We start from the raw sequence: 14506 nt of genomic DNA, 5'->3' as shown, positions 1-14506 counted from the left end.
ATTAACATGTTGTCGTTATGGGCTGTTTAGATATAACATTAGTTGGCGGTGGGCATTCAACAACGGACAATAAGGTTTTAAATGCGGAGCAAATCATACTAGTACATTACAATGTCGAACACTTTTCAGTTGACAGAAATGTAGATGAAGACTTATTTCGTCCAATCCATAACTCATATAGGTAGAATTTAACTAAAAGCTATACTAAAATATGCGGGTTCTATTCAACAAGAATCTGATGCTTTTATGAAGTAAATAAAGCTTAATTTCTTGCTGACAACACTAAGAAATCCGGATTATTATTTCGGATTTGCTAACGCTACCCCTTTAGGAGTGAAATTAGCTTTCTCCCAATCACTCAAATACATATTACTAGTTAAGTTAGGGTCGTTTTTCTCCACTTTACAGATAAATTCTAAACTGTTTCCATCTGGATCATTAAAATGTATTTTGGCATGACCATAGCCCTCATTAGGCATAACGAATGGTTCGATTGGTTCAAAACCAAACGCTTTTCTAGCCTCGATGTTTCTTTCTGCAAGCCATTTTCGCGAATTCCGTAAATCTTCTAGTTCTACATGGAAAGCAATATGTCGGATTGATGGGTGATAGTCGAGATTTACTTTGTCTGTTTGCCATAAACCTAACCAACTTTTGTCTTTTTCTATCCAAAGGAATGCTACTCGAGCCTCTATTCTATGGTCAAATTCTAATCCTAAACTTTCATAAAATTTAATTGAGCGTTCTAGGTCACTTACGGGTAAATGGGCTTCGTATAATCCTTTAATCATATTATTTTCATTATCTCCTATTTGTTTTCAACTGGTTAATTCCCTGTTCGTAGCAATGCTTTTCTCGATTGCATGAATACTCTCTTGATCAAAAGCCCTTATTCAACCAATCAATTTGAATACTCAACATTCACACCTAATTGCTGCAGTAAGTCAAAAAAAGTTGGACAAGTCTTTGACACACACCCTGGATCATTAATGACCACCCCTGGAACCTTTGCGCCAATCAATGCTAATGACATTGCCACTCGATGATCGTCATAGGAATCCAATGTTGCAGCATGTGGTGTTCCTGGGTAAACGGTTAACCCGTCTTTATACTCTTCGACTTTAATGCCCAACTTTTGTAATTCTGTACAAATAGCACTTATTCGATCTGATTCATGATAGCGAATATGTTCAACATCTCTGATTGTAATCGGACCCGTTGCAAATGGAGCGATTGCGGCTAGTGTCAACGTCTGATCTGACATATCGAGCATGCTAATCTCAAACCCGCCCTTCAACTTAGGTGTTCCAACTAACTCAATAAAGCCTTCTCCTCTAGTAACAGTGCACCCCATTTTTTCATAGACATTAATCATATTAATATCAGGTTGACTGTTTTCGGGAGAAAGATTGGTGATCTTAATGCGACCATTCGTAATAGCTGCTAAGGCTAAAAAATAACTTGCAGTTGAAGCATCTGCTTCTAACTCGAGATCACAGCTCTTGTATTCTGATTGAGGAATAACAATTTCCCTAAGATCTTCAGTAAATTGTGTTTTTACTCCGAATTTCTCCATTAGATTTAATGTTATTTCGACGTAGTCTGGCTGAACAATGTGATCAGGGATCATTACAGTTACAGCTTTTTTTGCATACGGACTTGCCAGTAGCACGCCACTTATAAATTGACTTGAAACTTTTCCAGAAATACTAACTGAACCTCCCGTGAGTTCACTGGCTGTTATACGGAGAGGGAAATAACCGTCTTTATCCAGATAGTCGATCTTTGCTCCCATTTCGGTAAGTGCGTCTATTAAAGGTTTTACTGGCCGTTCACTCATACTGTTACTTGCCTCAATAACCCACTTTCCGTTTTTCGCAACTGCTAATGCACCAGGAAGAAAACGAGCAATCGTGCCTGCAGCCCCAATGTATAAGTCTGCATTTTCATTTGGCCAAACTGCATTATTGCCATGAACGGTAATCGTATCCCTTTCTAGTTCGGTCTTGATGCCAAGGCTATTGAGTGCATCGATACACCAATATGAATCATCACTTTTTAAGATTCCGGATAATGTTGAAGTTCCGTTAGCTAAAGCAGCCAGTATTAATGCTCGATTCGTGAGACTTTTACTCCCTGGTATGCTTATTTCACCGTTAATGGATTGCACTTCAGGTGGAGATAGACTTACACTTTGAACTTGATTTAAGATTGACCACGGCGACCGTGCTTTCAAATCTACATTACTCAAATTAAACACCCTTCCCGAGATTGAATTTCCCTATATATCTTACTAGTAATTTATCATAAAAATAAAACCATATGCTCTTGATTAAAATAAGTGTCGTCAACTTTTAATGCCCTTTTCTCTGTGCCAAAGACATGAAAGCCTAATGAAGCATATAGATTTCTAGCAGGCTCATTTGTTGTCACCACAGTTAAATAGATCTGCTCTACACCTTCCATATCGTTTGCCACATTTATTACTTCTACCATTAGAGACTTTCCGATACCCAACCCGCGTTTTTCAGGAGAAACGTACATAGCTATAATAGTTGCCTTATGTTGGAGTTTAAGCAATTTTTCTTTAACCAATGTAACAATTCCAACTAGTTGAGTGTCTTCAAAAGCACCTAAAGTAAACGAGTTGTTCGATTGAAACTTACGTTTATATTTTTCAACAGGATGGTCTTTTTCCTCTTCATAACTTGAGCCAAATGCTTCGGGTGTATTTTTTAAACCTTCTAATCGTATACCGAGATAAGCTTCAGCATCCAATGGGTTTAAACGTCTAATTGTCATAATTCCACCTCTTTAATAAATTTTGTAGTTAAATTTAAGGTCTTTTTCTATCAACTCTTTTAATTCCAATGTTATAACTCTCCCATCTCTTCAAAAGTATGTTGATAAAAAATAAAAGTCGTTCGCCATATTCCGTTAATTGTATTTTCTGTTAGTTCTATAGAAACTACTGTACTACATTATCAAACTTTTCGCTCTACTATTATTAAAGTATCACCCAATTTACTCAACAAAAATAAGGTAGGACCAGATTTAGAAGAGAAAATTAGTAGTATTAGCGCTTAGTGATTTATAACTCTAATAATTCGCATATGTCATTCATCTTTACTTACCTTATAATAGAATTAGTTTTGAAGTTATAAATCGGATTTATGAATACGTCAAAAGAATCACGAAAGTTGAGGAGGACTATATGGAAACGGCATTTTTTATGATTAGACATGCGGAATCACCATTTATCTTTGGTCAAGAAAGAATTCGGAAACTGTCCGAACAAGGTGAAATAGAAGCCAATAATATTAAAGAGCGGCAAAAACAAGAGAAAATCAGGAGGTAAGAGCATATGTGGACACCGCAATTCATTGAAACAACAAGAGGTTCGTTTGAGTTTTTTGTAAGGGGTGAAGGTGAACCGATTTGTGTAACGCACTTATATAGTGCCTACAATGAGAAAGGTAACGCGTTTGCCAATCCATTCACAGAACATTACACCGTTTATCTCGTCAATTTGCGAGGAGCGGGTAACTCGGTTGGATCTGTAAATAAAGATGATTTGAGTATGAAGGAATCGATTAAGGATTTGGAAGCGATACGGACTGCCCTTAAATTTGAAAAATGGGCATTTGCAGGCCATTCAACGGGCGGAATGCTAGGACTCGTCTATGCCATCCAGGCGCCGGATTCCCTCACTAAAATGGTCATTGGCGGAGCTGCTGCCTCGAAGGAGTACATGCACCATCCTGGCAGTATTTATTGTGAAAAGAATCTGAATAACGAACGTATAGGGGAAATTATTAGGACCATCAATAATCCAACAATACCCGCTGAAGAAAAGAGCCCATTAAGCCGTGAATGGACCGAAATGTCCCTCTACCGACCGGAAAACTATGAGCAGTATTTCAATAAACCGAATAGTGGGAGTACCGTTCCTCAGAGACTTGATTATTATTCATACACGGAGCTTCCGAACTACGACTTAACGGATCAGCTTTCAGCCATTTCGATACCGACAACCGTCTATTGCGGGTTGCATGATGCCCAATGTCCGCGTGTATTTTCCGTGCAAATTGCTAATGCAATACCCAATGCTCAGCTAATCACATTCGATGAAAGTAACCACCTACCATTTACAGAGGAACCGGAGAAATTTGCGAGTATGATTGCAAGACAAGTCAAATAGTTTACACGTTTTAATAAAATAAAAAAGCCCGGTCGGAAAGCGAATTCCGACCGAGCAATGAAAAAGTCTCTTCCTTATAAGTAAATCGACATCGGGATTATATAATCCATCCATTTTGAGCCGTTACCTCAAGGATGGATTATTTTTTATGGCTGAATGTAAATGTAATCGTAATTCATACCATTTTTAAAACGTAATGTAAGTATCTACGAACTTGGATGATTCGTTCAGTCAATGAAGCTGATACGATTATGTAGAATTGTTCACTTTCATCCGTTTTATATAATTTACGAATAGTTCTTCTTTCATCTGGCCAGAAACCAACCAATAAATTTGTTTCTTCCATTTCACGCGCTATATTGTACAAATAGCCATTAGATGGAGACCAACCAAACAAACTATTCAATTGCTCCTGAACTTCGGCCATATGAAAAGATTGACGATTTAAGCTAAGTCGCAGAGCCATAAATCGTACAACATCCTTTACAGATAGCAATTTTGATATAAATAATCTAAAGTCTTCGTGTAGTGGCTCAATCGAGGCTTGTGGTAGCGATCCATTTTTAGTTAAAAAGTAATAGAACCTATCTATAACAATCGAAACTTCACTAAAGCGAAGTGCATAAATAGTTTCGTATTCCAGAAGACGAGCTTTTCCTTTTTCAGTAATTTGAAAGACCTTTTTGCGGCCTTCTGTTCGGGAAAAAAGAAAACCATTATTTTCTAAAGCGTTGGTAGTACGTGCGACATATTCATAGGAAACGGAACGTCCTGGGAAATCCAAGTTGAAGTGTTCATAGAGTGCTTTTGAATAATTTTCTCGTTCAAGAATAGTTCTTAACAAGAACAAGGATAGGGCATCACCAACACTAAATCCAACAGCTTGCTGAAACGAAGGTAACTTCATAATTAGACAACTCCTAATATTTTTAATAATTATACACCTCGCTAGTACATATATCAATATTATTATCGGTTGTGATGTTTCTTCCTCATTTCAAGCTATCCCTCCTCCTTAGTAGATGTCAGTAATACTTTATACGGGAGTGTTTTATAAGTGGAGAACAAACTAGTAGCGAGCGTTGTATTTTTATATGCACTAGCGAGGTTTCGTTTATCGTTAATATATACACTATTCAGAATAATATAAAGTAACCTTTAATTATATTTTTAGAGGTTCTGGCAGTAAAATATGGATTTTCAACGTTAAGGAAATTCTAAATTAAAAAGCCCAATTTCTCTGGAAATTAAAATAGAGAAATTGGGCTTTAATGAAGTTCTTTCATCTATCTAGATTGAAACTTTTAATATTCTTTTAAGCCAAGCATTGATAAACCGCCATCAAATCACGTTTATTTAACTCACTTATACGATTGAAGATTGGAATATCTGCAACGGCCTCAGTATATAGGTTTTTCTCAACAACATCACTTACTTTACCAGTAAGCCATGTTTCAACTGCTATACCTTCGACAACTTCCTGAAGTCCTCCTTCAGTGATGCCACTTTCATTACAACTCACACATGGGATCGTTAATTTATATACGCCATCATGGAGATTATCTTCTGTAATGACTTTCTTTCCTTTACAGAATGGACATGGATGACTTTTTTTAATTTTATTAATTTGGGTTACAATTTTTTTATATCCAAAGGCTTCATAGACATAGACAAGCTTTTTATATTTTCCATTGGTGAAATACTTATCAATGATCGTTTCTCTGGTCTCAGTGATCTTATCAAAATCGCAGATCGTAACCTGGTTATTCGTGCTGATGGATTCGATATTGCTGCTAATTTTATCCCAGAATGGTAAGGCATTTTGTAACACCACTTCATAACCAGCAAAGCTTGCCATTTCCAATTCAAATACTTTCAGCGCGACTTGTGTTTCCCTAGGCAGTAAAGAGACATCTTCAGTCAAAGTCATATCTCCGCCGACAATAGATTTCAATTTTATCAGTTCAGGTAACGCTCCTACCGTTTTCAATGCTTGATCAATCGGCTGGCTTATAATCTCACGAATATCCGTATCTCCAAACTTGAGTTGATTTTGATGGTTTAACACAGACCCTTCGCAAATTGGACATGAAATTATCTCTTTGGATGCTTTCATATGCTCTTTAATAATCGATTTTGAAATAAACATATACATCCCAATTATACTATTGAAGCCTTGCCATGTTCTCTGCGCCTTAGCTGCTTTATCATAAAACGACTTTTCTAAATACCCATATAAAAAGGTATGCTTTTCTTCTTTTGTCATTTCATTATAACTTTTACTCATATCGTGACCGAGTTCATTCTTAATTTCATCAAAAATGAATTCCAATCTTGAATATTGATAATGTTTTAATACCTCCATCACATCTGGATGCAATAGGCCATCCCAGAACGGAGCGTTTTTGTCTTGAATCACAACATCTATATCAAACTTTTCAATCACTCGGCGGCCCGAGCAACTTGGACAATGATTGTCTTGATTATAGAAATCGAAGCTCTGCGTATTTTTATTGGTCGGATGAGCTGCTACAATATGGTTGATCAATCCACCCATTTCATAGAGAAAACTATATTGACTATACAAATGTCGTTCCAGATCAATGGCGATGACGGGTGCAATTGTTTCGGATTCGTATTCACCATAAATCAACCGTGCCATTGATGATAAGCTTTTTAAGATACCGCCCTTATAGACGTTTTCTGCATTTTTAAAATAGGCAATTTGATTTTCTTTTAAGTAGTTTACGCCATTTTGTTGATGGATGGTTGAAGAAATTTGCAACGGAGTAACTCTATCCGTCCTGTTTTGTTGACGATAATAATCATAATGACTCACAATATCAAGGTGTTGAACAGGTGCAAGCTGTCTTTTACCAAAATCAACGATAAAATCAGAGCTTTCCATCATATAAGAGTTATGTTCAATCATAATTATTGAGACAGATTCATCCTGCAGAATGACCCTAATACTATCAATGAATTGATTTAAAATATTTTGTGATAACCCTTTTGAAGGCTCGTCGAAAATAAAAAGCGTATGGGGGTTTCTCGAGTTGGCAAACAGCTCAGAAACTAAATGGACACATTGAAATTCACCATTCGATAAAGACTGTGTTTTTCTTTCCAACGTCAAATAACCAAGTCCAAGTTTAATTAATAGGCTTAGGCGTTTATAAGCGATGTCTTCATTCGGCAGTTCATCAATAATGTCTTCAATCGAGCGCTGAAAAATATCATCAATTTCTTCACTATATTTTTTGAGTTTCCTTTTAATATCAAGAAAAGTCGCAACTGTTGACCGACTGGTAATCGATTGGTTGCGATTTTGCCCCACCATTACCAATTTATCTTTTGGATATCGCTTCAGAAAATCTTTGGCCATACACTCATTGACAAGTGTAGATTTACCACATCCAGACTCACCCGTAAAAGTTATAAGTCTATTTTGGGGAATCTGAATTTCAGCCATTTGAATATTACGACAGTAAAGATCATGAAACTGGAAGCACTCCGTCGGCATTGACTGATTTCGTTCCGAAGAGATTGGTTTTGGACGTGGGGATTCTTCAACAATTTTCCCGCCATATTTACCACTACCAGGCCCAAAGAACAATTGCTGATCCGTTGTATCGAGCACCGTGTCAGAATGGTCAATGAGCCAAATTTGATTCTTATACCCCAATTGCTTAATCTCTGCTAAAATTTTCAATAGTGTTTGGTGATCAAGACCCACGGATATTTCATCAATTATAATTACCGTATTTTCACTTGTTGCCATGAATTCTGCCAAGTAAAGTCGTGTTAATTCTCCACCTGACAATGTACCCATAATGCGATTTAAAGTTAAGTAACCAATATTCATATTGATAATATTTTTAAGAATATGTTGTTTCGCTTCACTAATATGTAATTCTTCTCCGAGAGAAAGAATTGATTCAATGCTTAAGTTGTTGATATCAGAAATGCTCTGTGGTTGCTCCAATAAATCTATCTTATATTGCTCAACTTCAGGATTATAGCGCCTGCCCTCACACTTTTTACATTCGACATTTTTAGTAGTTCCGCGACCTTTACAACCTGGACACCAGCCTAGCTCATTATTAAATGAAAAAACTTCTGGAGACAGTTCAAATTTTTCAGCAAGGGTAACACGAATGTCTTTAAATACGCCTGTATGTGTACCTATTGTAGAACGTGGATTGGAAGAAATCGCTGATTTTCCGAGAAAAAGGACTAAAGGCATTTCTTCCATCTTGATGGCACTGAAATTGGTTTCCATAATACGGGGAAATAAATACTGATATTCAGACTTTGGCAATAAGGAAACGAGACGCTTCTTGGATTCTTCACCAATTGTTTGACAAAAAGTTGTTTTACCAGATCCAGACAAACCAGCAATTCCTAACGATTTATCTACTGGTAGTGTTGCATCTAAGTTGTTAATATTGTTCGCAATTAATTGATTTATTTTCACAGTATTGTCCTCTCCATTCTCTAAATTTAGTCTTGCCACGTTTGCTAAATTATAATTCAAACAAAAATTGTTAGATTACTTAATCCTTACTTCCATTAAAAATGACGCTTTCCATGTTCCGGAAAAGCGCCATATTGTTGAAGAATGGATTATTTTTATAATAAAGTTAGTCCTGAAAAGCAGACATCATAAAGGATGAAGAAATCATTTTTACAGTTCTGCTAATACTTTTTCGAGTTGCTCACCCATTTGCGTCCAAGCATATGTAGCTCCCTCGATGGCTCCTGGTTGTGCTTTTGTTGCTTCACTAAATCCAGTTTGATCGAAATGTAGATGGACAGTTCCATCTGAACCTTCTTTCAAAGTCCATGTAACAGTAGTGCTTTCTCCGGCACTTAGCCAAATGTAAGATAATTTATGAGGCTCGTCCACTTCGAGCACCTCGCTATCTACAATGCCATCCCACCATTCGTTAGGCTCTGTCCGAAACTGGAATTTATGTCCAACGACTGGTTTAAAATCATTATCCCATATCCATTTCGCAAGTGTGTCCGAATCCGTTAAAGCATTCCACACCTGCTCGATAGAAGTTGTAAATTGATAATCTAATGATACATCTGATTTCATTTTTTCTCCTCCAATAAAAGATTTAATTTAGCAATTCTTTCATTCCAGAATCCTTCGTAAAAGGATACCCAATCTTGAACTTCTTTCAACGGGGTTGCATTCAGCCGATATCTTGTTTCCCTACCGACCTTTCGAGCAATTACTAGATTCGCCTCTTTAAGGATCGATAAATGCTTAGATACTGCTGTACGCCCCATTTGAAAATGAACGGTTATCTCATGTAGGGGTAATTCTTCAACATCCGCCAACATTTGAATTAACTTTCGCCTTGTTGGATCGGCAACAGCGTCATAAACATCCCTCACTTGACTTTTTTCGTTCAAAATCAGCCCCGCCTTTTCATTAATATTTCCTGTAACGTCACTGATTAAACTTCATAATAATTACGACACCTTTTGTTGTCTTATTTATTATAGGACACCTAAAGGTGACATGTCAAATTCCCTTGCTATTCTATTATCCGGTTCTTTAATGGAATTGGGCTATATGGATTATTTTCTAATAGATTTAGCCCTGTATCCTTGAGTGATTTAATCTTGCATTTTCCCTCGTATTAAATCAATCAATTCAAATAAATTCTGCGTACTTCGAGTGATCCGAATTAAGTCTATAACGTAAATAATGTAATTTCCTCGTAGATACTCTAACAACTTCTAAAGTTGTTCACGATCCTTTGTTGCTTCAGAAAATTTTTCTTCAAAAAATATGTTTTTCAAGGTAAAAAGCCGGCAATTACGCCGGCTTTCGCAAAATGCTTATTCCTATTATTTCTTCATAAAATACTTCCGCCCCAACCGTTCGACAAGCGTCGGAGCGACTGCGTGGAGTTTACTCGTGACACCCATATACCAAGGTAAATTCACATCGCGAACTGGTTTCCCTACTGTTTTAAACACCGCATCGACCACGGTTTCCACAGTCAATAAATGCCTGCCAAGTGATGTGCGATAAGTACCTGTTTCATCCGCGAGATCCAGAAAGGGTGTGTCAATCGGACCTGGGTTAATAGTCGTCACATGGATATCGAATGGAGCCACTTCCATACGAAGCGCGTTCGTATAGCCGATAATCGCATGCTTAGACGCAGCATAAATAGAAGCCTTGGGTGTTGCCACTTTTCCGGCTTGTGAACCTAGAAAAATCAAATGTCCGCTGCGGCGTTCCATCATGCTCGGCAACAGAAGTTTAGTCAGCTGCATGGGTGCGATTACGTTGACTGTCATCATGCTTTGAATTGCTTCATCAGACGTTTCGTGAGCGAAATCGAATGAACCAACGCCCGCCGAAAAGATGACGACATCGGGTGAACCAATTTTTGCCATCAATTGCTCAACATCTTCTTTTTTCGAAAAATCCGCAGGTATCGTATGTGCACCTTCACGTTGCAACTCCTCTAAAACGGCAAGTGCCCTACCTGTCGCCCACACCTCGTAACCTACTGCCAACAGCCGTTTAGTCAGTGCGTATCCAACCCCGCTAGTCGCACCTGTTATGAGTATCGATTTATGCTTGTTCATAATGCAGGACGCCGCCTTCATCCCTTGTTTCGCGAGCTAGCCCTTCATTGACAAGGTAATCAGTTTGCCCAATCGTTTCAGAGAGTGTAAGACCCAGTTCTTTTTCATAGACAGCCGGGAACAGTTCTCGGGTTAATTCGAAAATTGTCCTTGAGCCATCGTTCATCATAGCAAGTACCTTTAACGCACGTTCGCGCTGTTTCACTAGTCGACTTTCAATAAGTTCGTGAGCATTCCGTACTTCATTGCCATGCCCAGTATAAATAATGTCTACAGGCAATGTCAGTATACGTTTCAACGATTCGTTATATTGCAATAGAGAATGCGGCCGTCCCTGTGCAGGATCAAGTGGTGGTTCAATAAGCGGGTTTGAAGACACTTTTTCAAGCACTAAGTCTCCACCAATCATTGTTCTATTCTCTTCATCCCATAAGACGATGTGGCTTTGAGCGTGGCCAGGTGTTTCCATAACTGTCCAGCCAGGATGCCCCGGAAGCGCATCACCCTCGGCAAGCATACTATCCAGTGGACGTTCCCCCATAAGTGCAGTGGATCGTTTCATCTTCTTAACCCAACCAAGGTACTGCTCAGGCACTCCTTCTTCGATAAGACAATCGAGATAAAACGCATCATGATAGCGGAAAAAAGCTTCATCCCGTTTGAGCCATAAATCGTTATACACATGACCAAGAACTTTAGCGTTATCAAACGCGTCAATCCAGCCAGCATGATCAGGATGATGGTGTGTCAAAATGACTTGTTCAATATCGTTGAATGCATACCCAGCTTCCTTGATGCCCTGTTGCAATGCTTCAAATGCTTCAGGGGTTTTCGGCCCCGCATCAACGAGTGACAATGTATCTCCTTTTATCAGAAATGCATTTACATCGCCAACTGCGAATGGTGTTGGTATAACAATTTTCTGTATCATATGTAAAATCCCCTTTATTAATATGAATGAGTATTCAGTCCATTGTACCTTTTTTAGTAGCAAGCGTCATCTTTTGAATCAATTCTCTACCATGAAGTTTTAAAATGGTATAATCAAAGTATCTATTTTAACAGTTATTTACGACGATATAGAATTACTAGGAGGGCTTAAGCATGGGATTATTCGGATTTTTCAAAAGTCAATTTATTGAAGTCATTGAATGGACGGACCAAAACGCAAGTACAATGGTTTACCGCTTCCCCGTCCAAAACAACGAAATAAAAATGGGTGCAGAATTAACCGTTAGGGAGTCACAAGTTGCCATTTTCGTCAATGAAGGTGAAATTGCGGATGTATTTGGGCCAGGACGTCATCTATTATACACACAAAACATGCCCATCTTAACGAAATTAAAGTCGTGGAAGTTTGGATTCGACTCCCCTTTCAAAGCGGAAGTCTATTTTGTGAATACGAAGCAGTTCATCAACCAGAAATGGGGCACTTCGAATCCAATCATGATGCGCGATTCGGAATTTGGCGTCATTCGATTACGTGGCTATGGCATATACTCATATCGCGTATCCGAACCTGTTGTTTTCTTAAAAGAACTGTTTGGCACGAGCGCATCCTATGACACCAGCAGCATTGAGGGGCAGTTGAAAAAAATGGTGCTGTCGGGACTTACAGATCTGTTTGCTGAATCGAATATTGCTGCTCTAGATCTAGCGATGAACTACGACGAATTAAGTGAAAAAGGCAAAGAGAAGATGAAGCAACGATTCAGTACATTCGGATTTGAAATCACTTCGTTGTATATTGAAAACTTATCACTCCCTGAAGAAGTGGAAAAAGTATTGGATCGAAAAACTGCAATGGGTGTTATTGGTAACATGAATCAGTATCAGCAATACCAGGCGGCAGAAGCAATTAGAGATGCGGCGCAAAATGAAGGCGGCGGATTAGCAGGTGCAGGTGCAGGCATTGGTGCAGGGGCTGCGATTGGCAGTGTGATGGCAAAAGCTCTCCAAGGCAACCATCAACAAATTAATTCGCCTTCAGCACCGCAACCAGAAAAAATGACTTGCCCTCATTGTCAGACACTCATTAATACGAACGCAAAGTTTTGCGGCGAATGTGGGGAAACTGTACAAAAGCAAAAAGTGCCATGCATTAGCTGTCAGGCGGCAATAAATGAAGATGCAAAATTCTGCGGGGAATGTGGCGCAAAACAAGTGACCGAAAAAACATGTGCGAAATGTGGCAAGGTAAATGCCCCGAATACAAAGTTTTGTGGGGACTGTGGCGACAATCTGCAACAGTGATGGATAGAGAGGTGTTCGAGTGTCCAGTTTAGAAAACAATGAGCGTGCGGAAGCGATGATAGTTGAACAAACGGAAGTGAATAAATGTTCTTCCTGCGGTGGTAATACAGTTTTTGACCCTTCAAGTGGAACACTTAAATGCCCATTTTGTGGGAGTGAAAAAGAAATCTCGACATCGCGAGAAAACACGATTGAACTTGATTTCTTACAGGCACTAGAAAAAGAAGACCACAGTTGGGATGATGAAAAGCGAGTTTTCAAATGTGGAAATTGTGGTGCCGAAACCCTTTTAGATAAAGATAAGATAGCAGATTTTTGCTCGTTTTGTGGATCGTCGCATATTGCGGTAACGGAAAACCACGCAGGTATCAAACCAGCTTTGGTCCTCCCCTTTCAAATTACAAAAGACGTAGCGGTCGAAAAATTCAAGGTGTGGATGAAAAAGAAATATTTTGCTCCTTCCAAGCTGATCCAATCGTATAAATTAGACCATTTGGCTGGTGCTTACATTCCATACTGGACATTCGACTCTCAGACAAATTCATCCTACGTCGTCCAAATTGGTACGTATTATTATGTTACAAAAACACGGACTGTAATTGAAGATGGCAAACCCAAACAAGTAACAGAACAAGTGAGAAAAATCAGGTGGCGTACAGAACATGGTCATTATAGCAAGTTCTTCGATGATGTATTGGTGAAAGCTTCACGTAATGTGGCCAGTGGATTGATTGATAAAGTGGAACCTTTTCATCTAAATGGACTTGTTGATTATAAAATGGACTATTTATCTGGATTTTTGGCAGAAAAGTATTCAATTCCATTGATGGATGGATGGAATGATGCCAAAGTTGTCATAGACGATGGAATTACAAGTGGTATACACGGCAGAGTTCATGGCGATGTTGTTAATATAGTCAGTGTCTCCACCGACTATGACAGCATTACCTACAAACACATTCTATTGCCTTTATGGATTTCATCATTCCAGTTCAACAATAAGGTCTATCGCTTCCTCGTCAATGGACAAACTGGCAAAGTAAGCGGGAAATCCCCTGTGAGTGCCGTGAAAGTATCGATTGCCGTAGGGATAGTTATTGCGATTATGATTGCGATTTACTTTATCTTGAAAATGACCTAACGATAACTCGATAAAAATTAGATAGTTGACTTTTTTTAGACGACGTGCAATAATCGGTCTAATTCAAGTACATATAGGCGTTGACGAAGACAAGTAGTTGCGGCAATGGAGAACAGAAAATGTGGTCACCGGCTGAAAGCCACATCCCCTCTCCCGCTTCGAACCTCCTTCTGAGCTGCTGTGGAAACACAGGCGTGCCTTTCGCGTTAAGAAAGAACGAGATGTATCGGTGTTATGCCGGTAAATTTAGGTGGTACCGCGGAAACATGTGTTTTCGTCCTTATTTAGTA

At 38.6% G+C, this 14506-nt stretch carries 13 protein-coding genes, 2 pseudogenes and 1 other annotated feature; of the genes and pseudogenes, 5 read left to right on the top strand and 10 right to left on the bottom strand.

Annotated features, from left to right (window positions below; all coding sequences use genetic code 11):
* Positions 1 to 5: 5 nt before the first annotated feature.
* Positions 6 to 185: pseudogene (locus MKX62_RS19160) on the top strand (cysteine hydrolase); the annotation flags it as partial.
* A 114-nt stretch (positions 186 to 299) separates the two neighbouring features.
* On the opposite strand, the gene MKX62_RS19155 reads toward MKX62_RS19160, so the two are convergent.
* The 3 genes from MKX62_RS19155 to MKX62_RS19145 form a co-directional block, all read right to left on the bottom strand.
* Positions 300 to 791 (bottom strand): VOC family protein, encoded by a 492-nt coding sequence (locus MKX62_RS19155; RefSeq protein WP_187044825.1) that lies wholly within the window; start codon positions 789 to 791, stop codon positions 300 to 302.
* 110 nt (positions 792 to 901) lie between these two features.
* Positions 902 to 2251: a 3-phosphoshikimate 1-carboxyvinyltransferase gene (aroA, locus tag MKX62_RS19150; protein WP_340742111.1), complete on the bottom strand. Its 1350-nt coding sequence runs from the start codon at positions 2249 to 2251 to the stop codon at positions 902 to 904.
* A gap of 53 nt (positions 2252 to 2304) precedes the next feature.
* On the bottom strand, positions 2305 to 2802 hold the full coding sequence (locus MKX62_RS19145; RefSeq protein ID WP_340742110.1) for a GNAT family N-acetyltransferase: 498 nt from the start codon (positions 2800 to 2802) through the stop codon (positions 2305 to 2307).
* A 412-nt stretch (positions 2803 to 3214) separates the two neighbouring features.
* On the opposite strand from MKX62_RS19145, the gene MKX62_RS19140 reads away from it, so the two are divergent.
* Complete coding sequence (locus tag MKX62_RS19140; RefSeq protein WP_340742109.1) at positions 3215 to 3358, top strand: hypothetical protein; 144 nt, start codon at positions 3215 to 3217, stop codon at positions 3356 to 3358.
* 6 nt (positions 3359 to 3364) lie between these two features.
* Complete coding sequence (locus MKX62_RS19135; RefSeq protein ID WP_340742108.1) at positions 3365 to 4201, top strand: alpha/beta fold hydrolase; 837 nt, start codon at positions 3365 to 3367, stop codon at positions 4199 to 4201.
* A gap of 175 nt (positions 4202 to 4376) precedes the next feature.
* Here MKX62_RS19135 and MKX62_RS19130 read toward each other — a convergent pair whose 3' ends face one another.
* The 7 genes and pseudogenes from MKX62_RS19130 to MKX62_RS19100 all read right to left on the bottom strand — a co-directional run bounded on the left by MKX62_RS19130 (position 4377) and on the right by MKX62_RS19100 (position 11753).
* Positions 4377 to 5108, bottom strand: coding sequence for a hypothetical protein (locus MKX62_RS19130; protein ID WP_340742107.1), 732 nt, complete (start codon positions 5106 to 5108; stop codon positions 4377 to 4379).
* Positions 5109 to 5516: 408 nt separating this feature from the next.
* Positions 5517 to 8678, bottom strand: a complete 3162-nt coding sequence (locus MKX62_RS19125; protein WP_340742106.1) for an ATP-binding cassette domain-containing protein — start codon at positions 8676 to 8678, stop codon at positions 5517 to 5519.
* Positions 8679 to 8888: 210 nt separating this feature from the next.
* Positions 8889 to 9305, bottom strand: a complete 417-nt coding sequence (locus tag MKX62_RS19120; RefSeq protein WP_340742105.1) for an SRPBCC family protein — start codon at positions 9303 to 9305, stop codon at positions 8889 to 8891.
* Positions 9302 to 9628 carry an ArsR/SmtB family transcription factor gene (locus MKX62_RS19115; RefSeq protein WP_067209217.1) on the bottom strand — a complete coding sequence of 109 codons (327 nt, stop codon included), beginning with the start codon at positions 9626 to 9628 and terminating at the stop codon, positions 9302 to 9304. Before MKX62_RS19115 ends, MKX62_RS19120 begins: the two co-directional genes overlap by 4 nt.
* Before the next feature lie 158 nt (positions 9629 to 9786).
* Positions 9787 to 10015, bottom strand: a pseudogene (locus MKX62_RS19110) (recombinase family protein); the annotation flags it as partial.
* Positions 10016 to 10069: 54 nt separating this feature from the next.
* Positions 10070 to 10822: an SDR family NAD(P)-dependent oxidoreductase gene (locus MKX62_RS19105; RefSeq protein ID WP_340742104.1), complete on the bottom strand. Its 753-nt coding sequence runs from the start codon at positions 10820 to 10822 to the stop codon at positions 10070 to 10072.
* On the bottom strand, positions 10809 to 11753 hold the full coding sequence (locus tag MKX62_RS19100; protein ID WP_340742103.1) for an MBL fold metallo-hydrolase: 945 nt from the start codon (positions 11751 to 11753) through the stop codon (positions 10809 to 10811). The genes MKX62_RS19105 and MKX62_RS19100 overlap by 14 nt, the downstream gene beginning before the upstream one ends.
* A 173-nt stretch (positions 11754 to 11926) precedes the next feature.
* Between MKX62_RS19100 and MKX62_RS19095 the strand changes: the two genes are divergently transcribed.
* Complete coding sequence (locus MKX62_RS19095; protein ID WP_340742102.1) at positions 11927 to 13075, top strand: SPFH domain-containing protein; 1149 nt, start codon at positions 11927 to 11929, stop codon at positions 13073 to 13075.
* 19 nt (positions 13076 to 13094) lie between these two features.
* The gene (locus MKX62_RS19090) at positions 13095 to 14216 is read left to right on the top strand and encodes a hypothetical protein (RefSeq protein ID WP_340742101.1); all 1122 of its coding nucleotides are present in this window, start codon (positions 13095 to 13097) and stop codon (positions 14214 to 14216) included.
* A gap of 71 nt (positions 14217 to 14287) precedes the next feature.
* Positions 14288 to 14501 (top strand) — a binding site (T-box leader).
* The last annotated feature ends 5 nt before the right edge of the window (positions 14502 to 14506 follow it).

Source organism: Sporosarcina sp. FSL K6-5500 (genome assembly GCF_038005665.1).
Classification (GTDB): domain Bacteria; phylum Bacillota; class Bacilli; order Bacillales_A; family Planococcaceae; genus Sporosarcina; species Sporosarcina psychrophila.
Note: the sequence above shows the minus strand (reverse complement) of the source record. Positions and strands in the feature narration are given on the sequence as shown.

Coding starts and splice junctions, on each gene's coding strand:
- MKX62_RS19155 (WP_187044825.1), bottom strand. CDS start 791: ATGATTAAAGGATTATACGAAGCCCATTTACCCGTAAGTGACCTAGAA.
- MKX62_RS19145 (WP_340742110.1), bottom strand. CDS start 2,802: ATGACAATTAGACGTTTAAACCCATTGGATGCTGAAGCTTATCTCGGT.
- MKX62_RS19140 (WP_340742109.1), top strand. CDS start 3,215: ATGGAAACGGCATTTTTTATGATTAGACATGCGGAATCACCATTTATC.
- MKX62_RS19135 (WP_340742108.1), top strand. CDS start 3,365: ATGTGGACACCGCAATTCATTGAAACAACAAGAGGTTCGTTTGAGTTT.
- MKX62_RS19130 (WP_340742107.1), bottom strand. CDS start 5,108: ATGAAGTTACCTTCGTTTCAGCAAGCTGTTGGATTTAGTGTTGGTGAT.
- MKX62_RS19120 (WP_340742105.1), bottom strand. CDS start 9,305: ATGAAATCAGATGTATCATTAGATTATCAATTTACAACTTCTATCGAG.
- MKX62_RS19105 (WP_340742104.1), bottom strand. CDS start 10,822: ATGAACAAGCATAAATCGATACTCATAACAGGTGCGACTAGCGGGGTT.
- MKX62_RS19100 (WP_340742103.1), bottom strand. CDS start 11,753: ATGATACAGAAAATTGTTATACCAACACCATTCGCAGTTGGCGATGTA.
- MKX62_RS19095 (WP_340742102.1), top strand. CDS start 11,927: ATGGGATTATTCGGATTTTTCAAAAGTCAATTTATTGAAGTCATTGAA.